Annotated in this window: 20 protein-coding genes; 11 read left to right on the forward strand and 9 right to left on the reverse strand. The window is 71.7% G+C overall.

The features are described from left to right. Positions 1 to 26 precede the first annotated feature (26 nt). Positions 27 to 1745, forward strand: a complete 1719-nt coding sequence (locus tag FDF13_RS09070) for a VanW family protein (protein WP_137319357.1) — start codon at positions 27 to 29, stop codon at positions 1743 to 1745. A gap of 9 nt (positions 1746 to 1754) precedes the next feature. On the opposite strand, the gene FDF13_RS09075 is transcribed toward FDF13_RS09070, so the two are convergent. Then, a complete protein-coding gene (locus tag FDF13_RS09075; RefSeq protein ID WP_137319358.1) occupies positions 1755 to 2816 on the reverse strand; it encodes a GNAT family N-acetyltransferase in 1062 nt (353 codons plus the stop codon). 99 nt (positions 2817 to 2915) lie between these two features. Here FDF13_RS09075 and fdxA point away from each other — a divergent pair, with 99 nt between their 5' ends. The 3 genes from fdxA to FDF13_RS09085 all read left to right on the forward strand — a co-directional run bounded on the left by fdxA (position 2916) and on the right by FDF13_RS09085 (position 5903). After that, complete coding sequence (gene fdxA / locus FDF13_RS14815) at positions 2916 to 3233, forward strand: ferredoxin (protein WP_175406932.1); 318 nt, start codon at positions 2916 to 2918, stop codon at positions 3231 to 3233. Between the two features lie 55 nt (positions 3234 to 3288). Next, the gene (gene dapC, locus FDF13_RS09080; protein WP_175406933.1) at positions 3289 to 4410 is read left to right on the forward strand and encodes a succinyldiaminopimelate transaminase; all 1122 of its coding nucleotides are present in this window, start codon (positions 3289 to 3291) and stop codon (positions 4408 to 4410) included. A gap of 206 nt (positions 4411 to 4616) precedes the next feature. Next, complete coding sequence (locus FDF13_RS09085) at positions 4617 to 5903, forward strand: citrate synthase (RefSeq protein ID WP_137319360.1); 1287 nt, start codon at positions 4617 to 4619, stop codon at positions 5901 to 5903. Positions 5904 to 5993: 90 nt separating this feature from the next. On the opposite strand, the gene dapD is transcribed toward FDF13_RS09085, so the two are convergent. After that, complete coding sequence (gene dapD, locus FDF13_RS09090) at positions 5994 to 6938, reverse strand: 2,3,4,5-tetrahydropyridine-2,6-dicarboxylate N-succinyltransferase (protein WP_137319361.1); 945 nt, start codon at positions 6936 to 6938, stop codon at positions 5994 to 5996. A gap of 51 nt (positions 6939 to 6989) precedes the next feature. Here dapD and dapE point away from each other — a divergent pair, with 51 nt between their 5' ends. From dapE to FDF13_RS09115, 5 genes are all read left to right on the forward strand, one after another. Then, positions 6990 to 8186: a succinyl-diaminopimelate desuccinylase gene (dapE, locus tag FDF13_RS09095; RefSeq protein ID WP_137319362.1), complete on the forward strand. Its 1197-nt coding sequence runs from the start codon at positions 6990 to 6992 to the stop codon at positions 8184 to 8186. 15 nt (positions 8187 to 8201) lie between these two features. Further along, positions 8202 to 9053 carry a TIGR00730 family Rossman fold protein gene (locus FDF13_RS09100; protein WP_137319363.1) on the forward strand — a complete coding sequence of 284 codons (852 nt, stop codon included), beginning with the start codon at positions 8202 to 8204 and terminating at the stop codon, positions 9051 to 9053. 77 nt (positions 9054 to 9130) lie between these two features. Next, complete coding sequence (locus FDF13_RS09105) at positions 9131 to 9430, forward strand: DivIVA domain-containing protein (protein WP_137319364.1); 300 nt, start codon at positions 9131 to 9133, stop codon at positions 9428 to 9430. Continuing rightward, positions 9427 to 10683: a hypothetical protein gene (locus FDF13_RS09110; RefSeq protein ID WP_247425283.1), complete on the forward strand. Its 1257-nt coding sequence runs from the start codon at positions 9427 to 9429 to the stop codon at positions 10681 to 10683. Before FDF13_RS09105 ends, FDF13_RS09110 begins: the two co-directional genes overlap by 4 nt. Before the next feature lie 97 nt (positions 10684 to 10780). After that, positions 10781 to 10951 (forward strand): DUF3117 domain-containing protein, encoded by a 171-nt coding sequence (locus FDF13_RS09115; RefSeq protein WP_137319365.1) that lies wholly within the window; start codon positions 10781 to 10783, stop codon positions 10949 to 10951. A 68-nt stretch (positions 10952 to 11019) separates the two neighbouring features. On the opposite strand, the gene FDF13_RS09120 is transcribed toward FDF13_RS09115, so the two are convergent. Continuing rightward, entirely contained in the window at positions 11020 to 11652 is a 633-nt protein-coding gene (locus FDF13_RS09120; protein WP_137319366.1) for an O-methyltransferase, read from the reverse strand. 34 nt (positions 11653 to 11686) lie between these two features. Next, on the reverse strand, positions 11687 to 12034 hold the full coding sequence (locus FDF13_RS09125; protein ID WP_137319367.1) for an MGMT family protein: 348 nt from the start codon (positions 12032 to 12034) through the stop codon (positions 11687 to 11689). 40 nt (positions 12035 to 12074) lie between these two features. On the opposite strand from FDF13_RS09125, the gene FDF13_RS09130 reads away from it, so the two are divergent. Then, a complete protein-coding gene (locus tag FDF13_RS09130; protein WP_137319368.1) occupies positions 12075 to 12503 on the forward strand; it encodes a twin-arginine translocase TatA/TatE family subunit in 429 nt (142 codons plus the stop codon). 117 nt (positions 12504 to 12620) lie between these two features. Here FDF13_RS09130 and FDF13_RS09135 read toward each other — a convergent pair whose 3' ends face one another. From FDF13_RS09135 to FDF13_RS09145, 3 genes are read right to left on the reverse strand one after another with little or no spacing between them, the layout of a single operon-like run. Beyond that, on the reverse strand, positions 12621 to 13748 hold the full coding sequence (locus tag FDF13_RS09135; protein ID WP_137319369.1) for an Mrp/NBP35 family ATP-binding protein: 1128 nt from the start codon (positions 13746 to 13748) through the stop codon (positions 12621 to 12623). 7 nt (positions 13749 to 13755) lie between these two features. Continuing rightward, entirely contained in the window at positions 13756 to 14361 is a 606-nt protein-coding gene (locus tag FDF13_RS09140) for a DUF1003 domain-containing protein (protein ID WP_254668971.1), read from the reverse strand. Between the two features lie 35 nt (positions 14362 to 14396). Next, on the reverse strand, positions 14397 to 15704 hold the full coding sequence (locus FDF13_RS09145) for a CBS domain-containing protein (protein WP_137319371.1): 1308 nt from the start codon (positions 15702 to 15704) through the stop codon (positions 14397 to 14399). A 41-nt stretch (positions 15705 to 15745) separates the two neighbouring features. Between FDF13_RS09145 and FDF13_RS09150 the strand changes: the two genes are divergently transcribed. Beyond that, on the forward strand, positions 15746 to 16207 hold the full coding sequence (locus FDF13_RS09150) for a general stress protein (protein ID WP_137319372.1): 462 nt from the start codon (positions 15746 to 15748) through the stop codon (positions 16205 to 16207). Between the two features lie 125 nt (positions 16208 to 16332). On the opposite strand, the gene FDF13_RS09155 is transcribed toward FDF13_RS09150, so the two are convergent. Both FDF13_RS09155 and FDF13_RS09160 read right to left on the reverse strand, forming a co-directional pair. Then, positions 16333 to 17493: a P1 family peptidase gene (locus FDF13_RS09155; RefSeq protein WP_137319373.1), complete on the reverse strand. Its 1161-nt coding sequence runs from the start codon at positions 17491 to 17493 to the stop codon at positions 16333 to 16335. Then, positions 17490 to 19010, reverse strand: coding sequence for an aminopeptidase P family protein (locus tag FDF13_RS09160; protein WP_137319374.1), 1521 nt, complete (start codon positions 19008 to 19010; stop codon positions 17490 to 17492). Before FDF13_RS09160 ends, FDF13_RS09155 begins: the two co-directional genes overlap by 4 nt. Positions 19011 to 19014: the final 4 nt, after the last annotated feature.

Genomic DNA, 19014 nt, shown 5'->3' on the forward strand with positions numbered 1-19014 from the left:
CCGCACACCTCGACAGTGAGACCTCCATGGCCGCCCGCACCGCAGCGCCGAACCGCGCCCGCACCACCGCTCTCGTCCTCCTGGGCATCGTCGTGCTGCTCGCCGTCGTGTACGTCGTCGCGGCCTTCTTCGCCTCCCGGCAGATGCCCTCCGAGGCCTCCGTGGGCGGGGTCGACATCAGCGGACAGAGCGAGGAGGAGGCCGTCGCCACCCTCGAGCGCGAACTCGGTCCGCGGGCCGCGGAGGAGTTCCGGCTGCAGGCCGGGGACATGGAGGCGACCGTCGTCCCGGCCGACGCGGGTCTGGGCTTCGACGCCGCCGCCACGATCTCCGGTATCACCGACTTCACCCTCGACCCGCGGGTGGTCGTGGAGAAGCTGTTCGGCGACCGCGTCTACGATCCCGCGCTCGTCGTGGACGAGGACGCCTTCACCCCTGTCGCGCGCACCGTCGCCGAGGACTTCACCGTCGACCCCGTGGACGCGGAGCTCGCGTTCGACGACGGGGAGATCGCGCTGAGCGAGGGCGAGGCCGGCACGGTGGTGACGGAGGACATGATCCGCACCGCCGTCGCCGAGCAGTGGCTCCGCAGCGAGGACGCGCTCGCCGTGCCCGCCGAGGAGACCGCGCCGGACATCACCACCGAGGAGGCGCAGACCGCGCGCACCGAGGTGGCCGAGCCCGCGATCAGCGGCGACGTCACCCTGCGCGCCGCCGAGGAAGACGAGGAGGGGCAGCCCGTGGGCGAGCCCTCCGAGCTCGTCGTGTCCCCGGAGGTCATTGCGAGCACCCTGTCGTTCGAGGCCCACGAGGGCGCGCTGCGCCCGGTCCTCGACGTGGAGAAGCTCCAGACCGCGGTGCTCGAGGACAACCCCGACGTCGGTGCCGAGGCGAAGGATGCGAGCTTCCGGATCGTCGACGGGAAGCCCGAGGTCGTCCCCGGCGAGAGCGGCATCTCGGTGGAGGAGCAGGAGCTCGCCGACGCGGTGCTGCCCGCACTGACGTCCGAGGAGCGCAGCGGCGAGGTGGCGCTCAAGGAGTCCGAGCCGGAGTTCACCACGGAGGAGGCCGAGAAGGCCGAGGTCAGCGAGGAGATCTCCGCGTTCTCCACCTCCTACAGCTCCGAGCCGAACCGCGACACCAACCTCCGGGTCGCCTCGGAGAAGGTGTCCGGCACCGTCGTGCAGCCCGGCGAGCAGTTCAGCCTCAACGAGGCGATCGGCCAGCGCACGGCGGCCAACGGCTACCGCCCGGCCGGTGTGATCTCCGGCGGGCAGATGAAGGAGGACTACGGCGGCGGCGTGTCCCAGGTGTCGACCACGCTGTTCAACGCCGCGTACTTCGCCGGGTTCCAGCTCGACGAGCACCAGGCGCACTCCCGCTACATCTCCCGCTACCCGGAGGGCCGGGAGACCACCCTCGACTGGCAGTCGATCGACCTCAAGTTCACCAACGATTCGGAGACCCCGGTGGTGCTCGACATGTACCTCGCCGGGGGAGAGGTCCACGCCCGCGTGTTCGGCGTCAAGACCGTCGACGTCGAGTCCTCCTCATCGGGTCGCTTCGCCTTCATCTCGCCGTCGACGATCACCGAGTCCGGTCCGAGCTGCCGTCCGCAGTCGGCGCGCGAGGGCTGGTCGATCACGATCTCGCGCACGATCAAGGACCACGACAGCGGCTCGGTCGTCAAGCGCGACGAGTTCACCACCGTCTACCGGCCGGTCAACCGGGTCGTCTGCGAGTAGCCGGATCGCTCACGAGCGCAGCGCGTACCAGTAGCGATGATGCTCGACGGCGCCGAGCGCACCGAACAGCCCGAGCGAGGCGGCGTTGTCCGCCTCGACCTCCGCGAGCAGCGAGCGCACGCCCCGCTCGGCGGCGGCGGCCGCCGCCGCGACGACGAGCGCCCGGCCGGCGCCGCGCCGGCGGACACCGGGGTCGACGACGAGGTTCGACACCACCGCCCACTTCTGGGTGATCGCCAGGCGCACCGTGCCGACGAGCGTGCGGGAGCCGTCGGGGTGGAGCGCGAGCGCGGAGTAGAACCGGTGCTGCTCCGGGGAGGTGACGAGCCGGGCGAAATCCTCATGGGTCGGGGAGTCGACCGGGTGGCCCCATGCGGTCCAGTGCACCGCGTGCGCCTCCTCGCTCTCCACGATCTCGAGGCCGGGCAGCGCCGCATCGGCGGCGCGCCCGACCGGGCCTGCGACCTCCCGGGTCGCGGCGGTGAGCGCCAGCGTCGCCCCCGAGGGCGCGAAACCGGCGGCCCGGAGCAGCGGGCCGAGCTCCGCGCACGGCTCGGCGAGCTCGGAGGTGCCGTGGGCGGAGTAGATCTGGAGCTGCGGGGGCAGTCCGCGCTGCTCGTACCAGCGGATGATGAGCTCGAGGGCCTCAGCCGCGGGGATCCCCGTCCGGCCGAGCGGGAGCGCGGAGTTGCCGCGCGTGGAGACCCCGCCGGCGGCCCGCAGCAGCACCCCGGTCTGGGTGAGCGGCACCTCGGCGCCGGCGCCCTCGGCCTCGTGGTGCAGATTGTCCGTGTGGAGCCACGCGATATCGGCGGGCAGCCACACCTGCGCGGAGATCCGGCGCAGGTCGAGCGGGGACACGATCTCATGGAGCCGGCCCGGGCGCTGCGGGGCCGGCGGCACCTCGTGCACGAGGAGGATGTCGGCGCGTGCCACGGTCACCTCGCCGCGCCGGGTGTCCACGGTCACGCTCGCCTCGTCCGCGGCCGTCACGGTGCCGAGCGCATCGGTCGGCTGCCCGTCGGCGGCGTACCGCAGGACCACGCGCATACCGGCGCGGGGAGTGAGCATGTGTGACCTCTTCGACTGGGGGACCGGGCCGGTGTCCAGCCTATAAGGGAGTACCCTGGGAGGGCGCACACCATGCCCGTTCGATGAGGAGACAATCCCGTGACGTACGTCATCGCCCAGCCCTGCGTGGATCTCAAGGACAAGGCCTGCATCGATGAGTGCCCCGTCGACTGCATCTACGAGGGCGAGCGCTCGCTCTACATCCACCCCGACGAGTGCGTGGACTGCGGTGCCTGCGAACCGGTCTGCCCGGTCGAGGCGATCTACTACGAGGACGACGTGCCGGAGCAGTGGGCGGAGTACTACAAGGCCAACGTCGAGTTCTTCGACGACATCGGCTCCCCGGGCGGTGCCGCGAAGCTCGGCAACACCGGCAAGGACCACCCGATCATCTCCGCCCTGCCCCCGCAGCAGTGACCCGCGCCGGCCACACCACCGAGCGGAGCCGGAGCCTGAACCCAGGAGCGCCAGCGTGAACTACGGACTCGACCTGCCCGATTACCCCTGGGACACCCTCGCCCCCTACCGGGCGCGCGCCGCCGAGCACCCGGGCGGCATCTGCGATCTGTCGATCGGCACGCCGGTCGACCCGACGCCCGCGGTGATCCGCGAGGCTCTCGCCGCGGGATCGGACTCCCACGGCTACCCGACGACCGCCGGCACGCCCGAGCTGCGCGCCGCGATCGCCGGCTGGTACGAGCAGTGGCACGGGATCGCGCTCGACCCGCGGACCCAGGTCATGCCGACGGTCGGCTCGAAGGAGCTGGTCGCCTGGCTGCCGACCCTCCTCGGCCTGCGGCAGCGCGGGCTCGCGGTCGCCTGCCCGTCCGCGGCCTACCCGACCTACGAGATGGGGGCGACTCTCGCCGGCGTCGACTGCGTGCGCCTCGACGCCGCGGACATCGCCTCCGGTGCCGCCGGGCTCGAGGGCATCGGGCTGCTCTGGCTCAACACCCCGGGCAATCCCACCGGCACGGTGCTCGACGTCGAGGTGCTCGCCGCGGTCGCCGAGCGCGCGCGGGCCGCCGGGGTCGTCGTCGCCTCCGACGAGTGCTACGCGCTCCTCAACTGGCAGGGTGAGGACGCGACGCCGTCGATCCTCCACCCGGCCGTCACCGGCGGCGATCCCACCGGTCTGCTCGCGGTGTACTCGATGTCCAAGCAGTCGAACCTCGCCGGCTACCGCGCGGCCTTCACCGCCGGCGACCCCGCGCTCGTCGGCGACCTGACGAACTCGCGCAAGCACGCCGGGATGATCGTGCCGGGCCCCGTGCAGACGGCGATGATCGCCGGGCTCGGCGACACCGCCCACGTCCGCGCCCAGAAGGAGACCTACCGGGCGCGCCGCGACACGTTGCTCCCGGCGGTCACGGAGTTCGGCCTGCGGGTCGAGCACTCCGAGGCCGGACTCTACCTCTGGTGCACCCGCGACGAGGACTGCTGGGACACCCTGGCCGCGCTCGCCGAGCGCGGTATCCTCGCCGGCCCCGGAGCGTTCTACGGGGACGCCGCGGGCCGCTTCGTGCGGATCGCGCTCACCGCGAGCGACGAGCGGATCGCACAGGCCGCCGATCGCCTGCGCGCGGGGGGCTGAGCGCCCCGGGTGCGGCTGAGCGCGCCTCGGGTGCGGGAACCGGCCGGGTGCCCACCGAGCGGACCGCGTGCGCCGGTCCGCGCCTCGGACGCGGGAGCGCTCGCAGGGCGGGCGCGATTTTCGCTCAGGCCGGGGAGTCGGTAACCTCTACCGTGACTGTGAATGAATACTCAGGAACTTCTTGAGGTGACCCCAGAGGAGCGAATATGGCAGAGGATGCAGTTCTGCGCGTCGACGGCACGGATCTCTCCCTCCCCACGGTGACGGGGACCGAAGGCACAGCAGGGCTGCGGATCGGATCGCTGCTCAAGGACACCGGCCGGGTCACCTACGACCCCGGGTTCGCGAACACCGCCTCGACCTCCTCGGCCGTGACCTACATCGACGGCGACGAGGGCATCCTGCGCCACCGCGGCTACTCGATCGAGGACCTCGCGGAGAACTCGACCTTCGTCGAGGTCGCCTACCTCCTCATCTACGGCGAGCTCCCCACGCAGGAGCAGCTCGATTCCTTCGACGCGCGCCTGCGCCGGCACACGATCGTCCACGAGGACCTCCGCCGCTTCTTCCAGGCGTTCCCCTACGACGCCCACCCGATGCCCATGGTGTCGGCCTCGATCATGGCGATGTCGACGTTCTACCAGGACAACCTCTCGGTGTTCGACGACGAGCAGATCGATCTCTCGACGATCCGCCTGCTCGCCAAGATGCCGACCATCGCCGCGCTCGCGCACCGCAAGGTCGCCGGCCTGCCGGTGGTCCACCCGGACAACTCGCTCAACATCGTGGAGAACTTCCTCCGCGTGAACTTCGGCTTCCCGTCCGAGCCCTACGAGGTCGACCCGCTCATGGCGAAGGCCATGGACCAGCTCTTCATCCTCCACGCCGATCACGAGCAGAACTGCTCGACCTCGACGGTGCGGATGGTCGGGTCCTCGCAGGCGAACCTCTTCCAGTCGATCTCCGCCGGTGTCAACGCCCTGGCCGGGCCGCTGCACGGCGGCGCGAACTCCGCGGTGCTCGAGATGCTCGAGGAGATCTCGGAGTCCCACGACGGCCCGCAGAAGTTCATGGAGCGGGTGAAGAACAAGGAGCAGGGCGTCCGGCTCATGGGCTTCGGCCACCGGGTCTACAAGAACTACGACCCCCGCGCGGCGATCATCAAGAAGACCGCCCACGAGATCATCGACCAGATGAGCGGTGCGGACGAGATGCTCGACCTCGCGATGAGCCTCGAGGAGATCGCGCTCGCCGACGACTACTTCGTCGAGCGCAGCCTGTATCCGAACGTCGACTTCTACACCGGCCTGATCTACAAGGCGATGGGCTTCCCGACGAACATGTTCACCGTGCTGTTCGCCGTCGGTCGCCTGCCGGGCTGGATCGCCCAGTGGCGCGAGATGATCAAGGACCCGGAGACGAAGATCGGCCGCCCGCGCCAGATCTACACCGGCGAGCCCGAGCGGAAGTACGTGCCGATCGCCGAGCGCTGATCCCCGCTCCACATCGCAGAATCCGAAGGTTCCTGAGAAGGGAACCTTCGGATTCTGCGATGTCAGGGGCGGTGTGCAGCGGGTGCTGGGTCAGTGGAGGTCGGGGTTGAGCGCGATGCCCTTCGCGGTCCGTCCGAGCGCCTCGATCGACCCGGTCGTCGAATTGCGGCGAAACAGTACGTTGTCCGCCCCGTCGAGCTCGCGCGCCTTGACGACGCGGCCGCCCTCGTCGACGAGCGACACCCGCGAGCCGGCGGTGAGGTAGAGACCGGCCTCGACGATGCAGTCGTCGCCGATCGAGATCCCGATCCCGGAGTTCGCGCCGAGCAGCGTTCCCGAGCCGACGGAGATCCGGTGCTCGTTGCCGCCGGACAGGGTGCCCATGGTCGAGGCGCCGCCGCCGATGTCCGAGCCGTCGCCGATGACGACGCCCTGCGAGATCCGGCCCTCGATCATCGCCTGTCCGAGGGTGCCGGCGTTGAAGTTGACGAAGCCCTCGTGCATGACGACGGTGCCCGGCGCCAGGTGCGCGCCGAGTCGGACGCGGTCCGCATCGGCGATCCGCACTCCGGCGGGCACGACGAAATCGGTCATCCGCGGGAACTTGTCGACCCCGTGGACGGTGACGTACCCGCGCGCCGTGAGCTTGGCGCGGGTGAGCTCGAAGTCCTCGACCGCACAGGGGCCGTGCGAGGTCCACACGACGTTCGCGAGCTTCCCGAACAGCCCGTCGAGGTTGACCTCGTTGGGCGCGACGAGCCGGTGGGACAGTGCGTGGAGGCGCAGGTAGCCGTCGGCGGCGTCCGCCGGCGCGGCGTCGAGATCGATGGTGCGCTGCACGACCTCGGTGCGAGTGCCGCGCAGCTCGTCGGCGCCGACGAGGGCGTCGAGCCCGGCGGTCGCGACACCGGACGCGGCGTGCTGCTCGGCCTGCGCGGAGTCGTCGAACAGGGCAGGGGTGGGGTACCAGACGCTGAGCACGGTGTCGCCGTGCGCGGTGGACACTCCGGCGGAGGATACGAATCGTTGAGTCATGTGTCCCAGCCTACTGCTCGCCCTCGCGCAGCCGGTACTAGGCTGGGCTCCATGAGCAGTGATCCCCACGACCCCGCGCCCGCCGCCGAGACCGCGCCCGGCGCACATCCCACCCCCGACGCCGATGCCGCCCGTCTCATCGAGGCGCTGGCCGACCCGGTCGAGCTCACCGCCCGGCTCTGCGACATCCCCTCGGTGTCCGGGGACGAGGCGCGCCTGGCCGATGCCGTCGCCGGCGTCCTCGTGCACATCTCCGCCGGCCCCGGCCCGGACCTCGACATCCACCGCGACGGCGACACGGTCGTCGCCGCGACCCGGCTCGGCCGCGGCGAACGGATCGTCATCGCCGGCCACCTCGACACCGTCCCGATCGAGGACAACGTGCCCGCGGAGCGTCGCACGCTCGACGGGGCCGAGGTGATCTGGGGGCGCGGCGCCTGCGATATGAAGGCCGGAGTCGCGATGCAGCTGTGCACGGCCGCCGCCCTGCGCAGCCCCGAGCGCGACGTCACGTGGATCTTCTACGACCACGAGGAGGTCGAGGCCGAGCTCAACGGGCTCGGCCGGGTGGCCCGCAGCCATCCCGAATGGCTCGCCGGCGACTTCGCGATCCTCGGGGAGCCGAGCAACGCCGGCATCGAGGGCGGCTGCAACGGCACGATCCGCATCGAGGTCACCACCGAGGGCGTGCGGGCCCATTCGGCACGCGCCTTCACCGGGGTCAATGCGATCCACCGGGCCGCCGACATCCTCACCCGTCTCGCCGAGCACACCCCGGACACCGTGACCGTCGACGGGCTCGAATACCGCGAATCGCTGTCGGCTGTCGGGATCCACGGGGGAGTGGCCGGCAATGTCATCCCCGACGCCTGCACCGTCGTCGTCAACTACCGGTTCGCCCCGGACAAGTCCGCCGCGGACGCCGAGGCGCACCTCGCCGCGTTCTTCGCCCCGCACCCGATCCGCGTCACCGACTCCGCCGAGGGCGCCCGTCCCGGTCTCGACCAGCCCGCCGCCCGGGCCTTCATCGACGCGATCGGGGGAGAGCCCCAGGCCAAGCTCGGCTGGACCGACGTCGCACGCTTCTCCGCGCTCGGCATCCCCGCGGTGAATTTCGGCCCCGGCAGCCCGCTGTTCGCCCACAAGGCCGACGAGCACGTCCCGTGCGCAGAGGTGGAATCGGCGAGCGCTGACCTGCTGCGCTTCCTCGAACCCGCCCGCAGCGCACCGGAGGCCCCCGCCCGATGACCCCCGACTCCCCCGATCTACAGCAAGGGACCGCTGCGCCTGCGCCGCGCCCACGTGCCGGCCACCACCACCGATCAGCGCCTGCTCGAGGGCGGCGGCACCGCCGACTGGGTGCACCAGGACCCGTGGCGGGTGCTGCGCATCCAGGCGGAGTTCGTCGAGGGCTTCGGCTCGCTCGCGGAGATCGGCCCGGCGGTGTCCGTGTTCGGCTCCGCCCGCCTCCATGAGGGCACCCCGGAGTACGGGCTCGCCCGCGAGGTGTCCGCCGAGCTCGCCCGCGCCGGCTACGCCATCATCACCGGCGGCGGGCCCGGGATCATGGAGGCGGGCAACCGGGGTGCCGTCGACGCCGCCGGCTCCTCGGTGGGTCTCGGCATCGAGCTGCCCTTCGAGTCCGGGCTCAACCCCTACGTCGACCTCGGCATCAACTTCCGGTACTTCTTCGTCCGCAAGACGATGTTCCTCAAGTACTCGCAGGGCTTCATCGTGCTGCCCGGCGGATTCGGCACGCTCGACGAGCTGTTCGAGGCGCTGACCATGGTGCAGACCGGCAAGCTCTCCCGATTCCCGATCGTGCTCATGGGCACCGAGTTCTGGGGCGGCCTCGTCGACTGGATCCGCGACACGCTCGTGGGCGTCGGTACGATCAGCCGCGAGGACATCGACCTCCTCACGCTCACCGACTCCCCGACCGAGGCGGTCGCGTTCATCACCGGTGCCGACACGAGCGATCCGGTCTCTGCCGAGCCCGGGCCCGAGGAGCCGGCCGAGGTGGTGTCGGGCCTGACCGCCGAGCACCGGACCGGCCGGCGCCCGGCTCCCGGCGGCGCCGACCGTCCGGACTTCTCCGCCCACGACGCCTGGTGAGCACTGCGGGCAGCCGCGACGGCCGCACGCCCGCCGGGTCCGAGGTGCCCGCGAGTCCGATATGAGACCATGGGCGCATGCCAGTGTGGATCGTTCTCGGAGTCTGCGCCGCGGTCTTCTTCATGGCCGTCGCCGTCGCAGGCGCCTTCAACCTCTTCAACGGGGGCATGCCCGCGGCCGGTGACGAGCGCCCGCGTCGTCTCCTCGCCTCCGATTTCACCGCCGGGGATCTCGAGGCCGTCGCCTTCTCACCGGCGATCCGCGGCTACCGGATGGACGAGGTCGACGCGGTGTACAGCGAGATGGCGCACCGGATCCGCCTGCAGGAGGACCGGATCGCGGTCCTCGAGAGCCGCCTCCCGGCGCCCGAGGCATGACCCGGCCCGCACCGGACGTCTCCGCGCTGCCCGAGTACGACCGCGCCCCCCGCTTCGCCCCGACCGTCTTCGACGCCTCCCGTGCCGGGCGCTGGGCGCGGGAGATCCTCGCCCTGCCGGTGTGGCTGCAGGCGCTCGCGGTCTATCTCGCCTCCCGGATCATCAGCGTCGGGATCTTCGCCGCGGTCGTCCGGACCCAGGACCGCACCCCGTGGACCACCGGGTTGGACACCTCGCTCGGGGACTTCCTCAACTTCTGGGACGGCGGCTGGTACCAGCGCATCGCCGACGAGGGCTACCCCGATGTCCTGCCGCGCGGCGCCGACGGCACGGTGATGGAGAACGCGTGGGCGTTCTATCCCCTCCATCCCTGGATGGTGCGCGACTTCGCGCAGCTCACCGGCCTCGACTACCAGGTCGTCTCCCCGCTCCTGTCCACGGTGTTCGGTGCCGTCGCGGCGATCGTCGTGCTCCACCTGTTCCGCCGGCACACCACGCCCGGCCGGGCGCTGTTCGGCCTCGCGGTCCTCTTCGTCTTCCCCGCCTCGGCGATCTTCAGCACCGGCTACGCGGAGTCGCTCACGCTCCTGCTCCAGGCTCTCGCCCTCCTGCTCGTCATCGACCGGCGCTATCTCATGGCGGTCCCCGTCGTCGTCCTCATGGACCTGTCGCGGCCGATCGGCGTGGCGTTCTCGTTCTTCATGCTCATCCACCTCATCGACCGGTTCCTGCGCCGCCGGACGATCCCCTACCCGGCCGGTGAGGTCGTGCGCTCCTGGACGCTCGGCGTGCTGTCCTGCGCCGCCGCGCTCGTCCACCCGGTGCACGCCTGGCTCCGCACCGGGGAGCTCACCGCCTACACCGACACCGAGGCCGCCTGGAGCGGCGGGCACACGCGCATCATCGTCCAGTGGTTCGCCCGGGGGAACGATCTCGTGGGGCCCTTCGGGCCGCTCCTCCTGTTCGCCGCGATCGCGCTCATGCTCGTCCTCATCTACTCCCCGGCCGGCCGGCAGATGGGCCGGACGCTGCAGCACTTCTGCCTCGCCTACTGCATCTACATCCTGCTGTTCTTCAATCCGCAGACCTCGACCCTGCGCCTCCTCCTCCCGCTGTTCCCGATCGCGCTCACGCTCGCCTGGTGCCGGGCAGGGATGTACCGGGCGGTGCTGCTCGGCTGCCTCGTGCTGTTCCAGGTCGTGTGGGTCGGCTTCCTCTGGCACTTCACCCCGCCGGCCGACCTGCCGCCGTGACCCGGCAGGCGCCGATTCGCGCCCGATCCTCCTCAGCCGGGGCGAAATGGTGGATAATCGACAGTGACACAGTCGGGAATGGAAGGAAGAACTCTTCATGGCAGCTCAGAAACCGCGCACCGGTGACGGACCCCTCGAAGTGACCAAGGAGGGTCGCGGATACGTCGTCCGTCTCCCTGTCGAAGGCGGCGGACGTCTGGTCATCGAAGTGAGCAAGGACGAGGCCACGAACCTTCAGAACACCCTCGGCGAGGCGCTCGCACAGTGAGCTGAGACCGGTGCACGGAGGAGGGGAGTCCCGAACGGACCCCCTCCTCCGGCGTTCCCGGGCCCTGCTCAGACGCGGGTGAGGACGAGGAGCCCGTCGTCGACGGGCAGGATGAGGCGGGCGACGTCGGTGCGCTCGACGATCCGGTCGAGCATCGTGCGCACCACCTGGGTGCGCGGGGCGCGGTTGGCCGGTTTCGCCACCGCCCCGCCGAGCAGCGCGTGGTTGACGACGAGCAGGCCGCCGGGGGCCAGCCGCTCGATCGCGAGCGGCACGAGCCGGTCGTAGGTCAGGGGCTCGGAGTCGACGAACACGAGGTCGTAGCCGCCGGCGGCGAGCCGGGCGAGCGCATCCTCGCCGCGCCCGTGGATCATCCGCACCCGGTGGGCCCGGATCCGGGCGACGCCGATGAGGTCGCGCGCCACGGCCTGCTTGTCGGCGTCGATGTCGATGCTCGTGAGGATGCCGGAACTCGGCATGCCGCGGAGCAGGGCGAGGGTGGAGACGCCGGTGCCGGTGCCGACCTCGATCGCGGTCGCCGGCCGTGCCATCCGGGCGAGCAGGGTGAGGGTCCCGGCGGTGGTCGTCGACACCGGGACGGTCGAGTACTCCGCGGAGATCGTGCGGGCGGCATCCATCACCGGATCGGAGGGGTTGAACCGATCAGCGTAGTGAGCGTCGATCGCCCGGTCGCGTGACATGGTCTCCTCCTCTCCTCGGACGGCGCTCGCCAGTCTATCCCGGTTCCTCCGAGGTGCGGAGGTCGCGACTCGCGGCCTCCCAGGACTCCCGCAGCAGCGCCTCGTCGGCGGCGCAGTCCTCGATCCGGGCGCGGCCGTCGGCGTGGGGGATGCCCTCGGTGTCCCAGCGGCGTGCGGCCTCGGTGCGGATCGGCGCGGGCAGGACGCCGCGCACGTTCGTCACCCTCCACCACGGCACGAAGGATCCGTGGGTGGCGAGCACCCGGCCGACGAAGCGCGCCGAGGTGCCGGTCACCCGACCGAGCATCCCATAGGGGGCGATCCGGCCGGCGGGCACGCACTCGACGGCGCGCAGCACCAGCTCCGTCCGGCGTTCGTCCATAGGGGGATTGTGCCACGGGCCCGCTGATAGACTGGCGCCCATGTTCGGCATCAACGGCACTGAGATGATCATTCTCGTCGTCGTGGTGCTCCTCGTCGTGGGGCCCAAGCGCCTGCCCGAGTACGCCCAGCAGCTGCGCGACCTCGTGCGCTCGCTCAAGCGGAAGGCCGACGAGGCCAAGGCCGACGTCCAGCGCGACCTCGGCGACGACTTCTCCGACGTCGACTGGCGCAAGCTCGATCCGCGCCAGTACGACCCGCGCCGGATCGTGCGCGAAGCGCTCATGGAGGAGGAGGCCGACTCCCGCGCCCGTCAGGTCTCGGCAGGCGCGGCGGCCGTGGCCGGGGCCCAGGTCGCCGGTGCGGGCTCCCCGGTGAGCACCCAGGCGGGCCCGCTCGAGCGGTTCCAGGCCCAGGCCGCGCTGCGCGACGTCGCCGTCGCCGCGCCCTTCGACCCCGAGGCCACCTGATCCGGAGCGCCTGACGCAGCGCGCTCGATCCACCCGGTTCGCCCGGTCCATCCGGAGCGCCTGAACCGCCCCGAGCCGGAGAGGCCCGGGGGCGGGCTCGGGCCCACGGCTTCTCGATCAGACGGGGGACAGCCCCAGGGAGCGGCCTGCGAGCCCCCGCGTGCGCGAGGTCAGCTGCGAGGCGATCGAGCGCAGGGCCACCGAGGCCGGGGCATCGGGGGCGGCGAGCACGGCGGGGCGCCCGGCGTCCGCGCCCGAGCGCACCTCGGTGTCGAGCGGGATCCGACCGAGCAGCGGCACCTTCGCCCCGACCGTGCGGGTGAGGTTCTCCGCGACCTGGTCCCCGCCGCCGGACCCGAACACGTCCATCCGGGTGCCGTCGGGGAGCTCGAGCCACGACATGTTCTCGATCACGCCGGCCACCCGCTGGCGGGTCTGCACGGCGACCGAACCGGCGCGCTCGGCGACCTGCGCGGCCGCCTGCTGCGGGGTGGTGACGACGAGCAGCTCGGAGCCGGGCAGCAGCTGGGCCGCCGAGATCGCGATGTCGCCGGTACCCGGGGGCAGATCGAGGAGCAGCACGTCGAGATCGCCCCAGAACACGTCGGTGAGGAACTGCTGGAGCGCGCGGTGGAGCATCGGGCCGCGCCACACGACGGGCTGGCTGGGAGGGACGAACATGCCGATGCTCATGATCTTCACGTCGTGCGCGACCTGCGGGATGATCATGTCGTCGACGCGCGTGGGGCTGCCGGTGACCCCGAGCATGCCGGGGATCGAGAAGCCGTAGATGTCGGCGTCGACGACTCCGACGCGCAGACCGTCGGCGGCCATCGCGGCGGCGAGGTTCGCCGTCACCGAGGACTTGCCGACCCCGCCCTTGCCGGACGCGATCGCGTAGATCCGGGTGAGCGAGCCGGGCGCGTTGAACGGGATCTCACGGGACGCGCCGGCGCCCTGGAGCTTCTCACGCATCGCCTGCCGCTGCTCCGGGGTCATCACGCCGAGCTTGACCGTCGTCCCGGTGACGCCGGGGACCTTCCCGACCGCGGCCTCGGTGTCGCGGGTGATGGTGTCCTTGAGCGGACAGCCGGCCACGGTGAGGAGCACGGTGACGGTGACGTGGCCGGAGTCGTCGACGACGACGTCGTCGACCATGTCGAGCTCGACGATGTTGCGCTTGATCTCCGGGTCGAGCACGGTCTCGAGTGCACTGCGGAGCTGGTCCAGGGTGGGTGCGGGCATCGGTGTGCTACGCGTCCTCTCTGTTCTCGGGGGGTGTCTGCACGGCGTCGCGGGCCGCCTTGAACGCGGTGGCCTCGGCAGTCGCCTGCGCCTTCTTCACGGCCTTCTTCACGGCAACCTTCTTCACGGTCTCGAGGTCCTCGCGGTGCTCGGCCCGGCGGTCGGCCTCCCGCGCCTCCTCCATCTCCTCGAGCAGGTTGCGCAGCTCGGAGCGGATGAAGTCGCGGGTCGCCATCTCGCGCATCGCGATGCGCAGGCTCGCCACCTCGCGGGTGAGGTACTCGGTGTCGGCGAGGTTGCGCTCGGCGCGCTGCCGGTCGTTCTCGAACTCCACCCGGTCGCGGTCGGCGCTGCGGTTCTCCGCGAGCAGGATGAGCGGCGCGGCGTAGGAGGCCTGGAGCGACAGGATGAGGGTGAGCAGGGTGAAGTTCAGCGCCCGCGGGTCGAACTGGAGGGGTTCGGGCATGAGCGTGTTCCACGCCAGCCAGACGAAGCAGAACACCGTCATCCCGATGAGGAACTGGGGTGTGCCCATGAACCGGGCGAATGCCTCCGATGCCTTGCCGAACGACTCCGGGGACATCCCGATCGACGGCAGCCGCCGCTTCTTGATGCGCGGGACGTCGAGTGCGTCGTAGTCGCCCTTGCTCACTGCTTGCCCTCCTTCGCCAGGTCTCCGGTGATCTCCTCGGCGCGGACCTCGTCGGGCGCCTGCCGCCAGTCCTCGGGGAGGAGCTGGTCGAGCACGTCGTCGACGGTGACGACGCCCACGAGGTGGTCGTTCTCGTCCGCGATCGGGATCGACACGAGATTGTAGGCGGCGAGGATCCGGGTGATGTCGCCGAGCGGGGCGTCGGCCCCGAGCGGTTCGACCTCGTCGTCGAGGATCGTGCCGACGGCCACGTGCGGCGGTTCGCGCAGCAGCGCCTGGATGTGGACGAGGCCCAGGTACTTGCCGGTGGGCGGCTCGAGCGGCTGCCGGCACACGAACACGGCGGCGGCGAGCGCCGGATCGAGGTCCTCTCGGCGGACATGGGCGAGCGCCTCGGCGACGGTGGTCTCCGGGGCGAGGATCACCGGCTCGGTGGTCATCAGGCCGCCGGCGGTGTCCTCGTCGTAGGACAGCAGGTGGCGGACGTCCTTGGCCTCCTCGGGCTCCATCGCGGCGAGCAGCACCTCGGCCTGCTCGTCGGTGAGCTCGCCGAGGAGGTCGGCGGCGTCGTCGGGGTCCATCGCCTCGAGGACGTCGGCGGCACGGTCCATCCCGAGCATCGACACGATATCGACGCTCGTCTCCTCCGGCAGCTCCTCGAGGACGTCGGCGAGGCGCTCGTCGTCGAGCTCGCGGGCCACCTCGAGCCGACGCTTGGGGGTGAGCTCGAGGAGCACGTCGGCGAGGTCGGCGGGCTTGGTGCCCTGGTACGCGGCGATGAGCTGGGTGGCCTCCTGGTCGACGGCGGAGTCGATCGGGTGGTCGACCTCGGACCAGTCGACCTGGAGGGTCTCGCCGCGGCGGCGGAAGCCGAAGGTGCCCTGGCGGTCGGTGACGCGGCGCACGAACAGGCGGGTGACCTCCCACTCGCGGTTGCGCTGCTGCTCGATCGCGACGTCCTCGACCTGCACGGCCGTCCCGTCGGAGCGCAGCCGCAGGCGCCGGTCGAGGAGCTCGCCGAGCACGAGGGTCTCCGAGCGGCGCTGCTCGAAGCGGCGCATGTTCACCAGGCCGGTGGTGATGACGGCGCCGGCGGCGATCCCGGTGACCCGGCCCATCGGCACGAACACGCGGCGGCGACCGGGCACCTCGACGACGAGGCCGATCGCCTTGGGCTGCTGGCGCATGGTGGCGCGGTAGACGATGACGACATCGCGCACGCGCCCCACCTGATCGCCGAGAGGGTCGAAGACCGCGGTGGAGGCCAGGCGGGCGACGAAGACGCGATCAGCTGAACCACTCACCCCACAAGACTACGCCAGTCGCTTCGGCCATACTGGACCCCATGGCGAAACCATCGATGCAGCTCCCCGTGGGAGAGGTCCTCGGCTCCTACCGCACCCATGACGAGGCGAACGGAACGGTCCAGTTCCTCGCCCAGCACGGCTTCCCGGTGGCCTCCCTGTCGATCGTCGGCACCGACGTCCGGATCGTGGAACAGGTGACGGGCATGCTCACGTGGGCCGCGGCCGCCGGTCGGGGAGCGCTGACCGGCGCCTGGATGGGGCTGTTCGTCGGCCTCCTCCTCGCACTGTTCGGCGGGAACGAATCGCTGACCTCCGGGGCCCTGCTGCCCGGCATCGTCATCGGCGTGGGCTTCGGCATGCTCTGGGGCATCCTCGTCAAGGCGCTCGGGCGCAAGAAGGCCTCCGTCATGCTCCGGCCGCAGGTCATCGCCGGCACCTACGAGATCGTGTGCCCGCCGGCCCGGGTGAACGAGGCCCGCGAGATCCTCTCCCGCCGCTGAACCGGTGCGCGAACTGCGCGGTATCCGATTCCGAGCGCGCAATTGCGCGCCTGCCTTCGGATACCGCGCAGTTCGATGAGTGGGCGCAGTTCGACGAGGGGACACAGTCCGACGCGGGGGCGACCTCAGGGGAGTGCGCGCCAGGCCTCCGCGGTCGTCGGGTCGACCTCGACGAGCGCCGGGGGAGCGGGCACGCCGGCGGCGGTGACACGGCCGGGCACGGTGTCCGGTTCGGCGCTGAGCACCGCGTCGACGATCGCGGCCGACAGGACGTCAGCGGCGGCGATGTTGAGCTCGACGAGCGCGGCGGCCTCCGGATCGTCGAGCGCGCGCTCACCCGTGGCGAGCGCGAACACCGCGTCGCCGTCGAACAAGGTGTGCGAGGGGTGGATCGCCCGCGCCAGGCCGGCGTGGGCCGACTGCGCCAGGCGTGTCGTCTGCGCGGCGTCGAGGCGGGCATCGGTGACGATGCACGCGATCGTCGTATTGCGGGCGCCGGCGTTCTCCCCGCCGCCGTTCCCGGTGCTGCCACCGGGATCCCCGCCCCCATCGCCGCCACCGGGATCCCCGGTCCCGCCGTGGAACTCCGTGAACCGTGCGCGCAGGCCGTGCGCCTGCGGCACGCCGATGCCGTAGCGGGCGAGCACCGAGGCGCAGTGGAGCCGACCTGCGGGGTCGAGGACGCCTCCCATCGGGTTCGCGACGACGAGCGCGGCGACAGTGTGCCCGGCGGGGGTCGTGATCGACGCCTGCCCGAGGCCGCCGCGCAGCAGTCCGCGCCCGGTCCAGGCGCCGACGCCGGCGCCCACGGAGCCGCGCAGGTGCGGCTGCTCGGCACGGGCGTCGCCGTAGGCGGCCAGGCCGTCCTCCTCGACCGGCGGAGCGGCCGGCTCGCCGCCGCGCCCGAGGTCGAAGATCCCGGCGGCCGGCACGATCGGCACGGTGACGCCGGGCAGCCCGGGGGCGGGGAAGCCGCGGCCGTCGGCACGAAGCCCGCGCTGCACCCCGTGGGCGGCGACGAGCCCGAACGCGCTGCCGCCGGTGAGGACGACGGCGTCGGCGCCGTAGCCGAGCGTGCCGGGGGAGAGGATGTCGGTCTCGTGGCTCGCCGGTCCGCCGCCGCGCACGTCGACCCCGGCGAGGGTGCCGGGCGGGGGCACGATCACGGTGGTCCCGGTGAGCCGGCCCTTCCCGGTGCGCGCGGTGTGGCCGAGCGCGACCCCGGCGACCTCGAGGACGCCGCGCCCGCGGCGCAGCGTGCCCAGGGGGAGATCGGGGGAGCTCATTGCGCGCCCTGCACCCAGGCCTCGACCTCGGCGCGGGTGCGGGGGAACCCTGCGGACAGGTTCTCCACCCCGTCCGCGGTGACGAGGACGTCGTCCTCGATCCGCACGCCGATCCCGCGGAACTCCTCGGGCACGAGCATGTCCGCGGCCTTGAAGTACAGACCCGGTTCGATGGTGAACACCATGCCCTCGCGCAGCTCGGCCCCGAGGTACATCTCCGCGCGCGCCTGCGCGCAGTCGTGGACGTCGAGACCGAGGTGGTGGCTGGTGCCGTGGACCATCCACCGGCGGTGCTGCTGCCCTGTCGGGGCGAGCGCCTCCTCCGGGCTCACCGGCAGCAGGCCGAAGTCCGCGAGCCGGTGGGCGATGACCCGCATCGCGGCGTCGTGGACCTCGCCGAAGCGCACCGTCCGGTGGACGTGTTCGGCGGCGACGGCGAACGCGGCGTCGGCGGCCTCGAGGACCGCGTCGTAGATCCGGGCCTGCACCGGGGTGAAGGTGCCCGACACCGGCAGGGTGCGGGTGACGTCGGCGGTGTAGAGCGAATCGGCCTCCGCCCCGGCATCGACGAGCACGAGGTCTCCGGGGGCCACCGTGCCGGTGTTCTTGATCCAGTGGAGGGTGCAGGCGTGATCGCCTGCCGCAGCGATGGTGTCGTACCCGACCCCGTTGCCGTCGGCGCGCGCGGCGAGCGCGAAGGCCGTCTCGATCACCCGCTCGCCGCGGGTGTGGGCGAGCGCGCGCGGCAGGCTCGCGACCACGGAGTCGAAGCCGGCGCGGGTGATGTCGACGGCACGGCGGAGCTCGCCGATCTCGTACTCGTCCTTGATGAGACGCATCTCGGAGAGGTGCTGGGCGAGCTCGTCGTCGCCGGCGCGGGAGACCTCGAGGTCCGCGGCGACCTGGGTGCGGGCGGTCTCGATCTGCGCCTCGACCACGGTGTCCGCCCCGCGCAGCAGGCGCACCGACACGGAGCCGAGGTCCTTGGCGATCGCCTCGGGCGCCTCGCGGATGTCACGGCAGACGATGCCGAGCTTCGCCTCCATCGTCGGCAGGTCCTCGCGCGGACCCACCCAGTACTCGCCGTAGCGGGCGTCGGAGAAGAACTCCTCGGTGTCCGCGCCGGCCCGGGGCCGGAAGTAGAAGGTCTGCTCGTGGCCGTCGTCGGTGGGTTCGAACACGAGCACCGAATCGGGCTCGGAGTCGGTCTCGAGGCCGGTGAGGTGGATGAAGGCGGAATGGGCGCGGAAGACGTAGTCGGTGTCGTTCGAGCGCACCTTGAGATTGCCGGCCGGGATCACCAGGCGCTCGCCCGGGAAACGGGCCGAGACCGCCGCACGCCGCGCCGGCGTCCAGGCGGATGCGGGCAGGGGCGTCGGGTCGCCGGCGCTCGTGCGGTCCCAGCCGGAGGCGATGAAGTCGCGGAAGGCCGCCGACTGCGGGCGGCGGGAGCGGGTGTTGACGCGCTCCTCGAGCGGCGGGTCGGACGGGGCGGGTGCGGATTCCTCGGTCGTCATGTCT

This window comes from Brevibacterium sp. CS2 (genome assembly GCF_005280295.1).
GTDB classification, from domain to species: domain Bacteria; phylum Actinomycetota; class Actinomycetes; order Actinomycetales; family Brevibacteriaceae; genus Brevibacterium; species Brevibacterium pityocampae.